The organism is Myxococcus sp. CA039A (genome assembly GCF_013336645.1).
Taxonomy (GTDB): Bacteria; Myxococcota; Myxococcia; order Myxococcales; family Myxococcaceae; genus Myxococcus; species Myxococcus llanfairpwllgwyngyllgogerychwyrndrobwllllantysiliogogogochensis.
Genome location: NZ_JABUMQ010000726.1, coordinates 1 through 703 on the forward strand (window position 1 = coordinate 1; position 703 = coordinate 703).

Here is a 703-nt window from a genome sequence, read left to right on the forward strand (position 1 = left end):
GTATAAGAGACAGGGGTGGAGGGAGGGGCGAAGTCGTCGCCGGAGGCGTCAGCTGCGGCGAAGTCGGGAGGAGGAAGAGCCTTCCTGTCGAGCTTCCCGTTGGCGGAGAGAGGGAAGGACGGGAGGGAGACGAGAGCAGCCGGCACCATGTACTCGGGCAGGCGCTGGGAGAGGAATGAGCGGAGCGCGGACGTGTCGACGTCCTGCTCGTTCGAGGTGAAGTAGGCGACGAGACGCTTGTCGCCGGGGACGTCCTCGCGAGCGAGGACGACGGCTTCCTGGATGCCAGAGAAGAGGCGGAGAGCGGCCTCGACTTCGCCCAGCTCAATGCGGAAGCCACGGACCTTCACCTGGAAGTCGGAGCGGCCGAGGAACTCGAGAGTGCCGTCGGCGAGCCAGCGGACTCGGTCACCGGTGCGATAGAGGCGAGCACCGGGCGAAGAAGAGAAGGGATGAGGGACGAAGCGCTCAGCGGTGAGGTCGGCGCGGTTGAGGTAACCCCAAGCAAGGCCGTCACCCCCGACGAAGAGCTCTCCAGGGACGCCCGGAGGCAGGGGCTGGAAGGAGGCGTCGAGAACGAAGGCGGAGGAGTTGGAGAGAGGAGCGCCGATGGGAACGGAGCGGGAGAAGGAGTCCCCATTCCGCAGCGAGTGAGTGGCGGAGAAGGTGGTGTTCTCGGTGGGGCCGTAGCCGTTGACGAGGA

General features: G+C 66.3%; 1 protein-coding gene. It reads right to left on the minus strand.

Going from position 1 to position 703, the window contains the following annotated elements; all coding sequences use genetic code 11:
* On the minus strand, positions 1 to 703 hold a 703-nt coding region (locus HR086_RS47290), incomplete at both ends, for an AMP-binding protein (protein ID WP_174468954.1).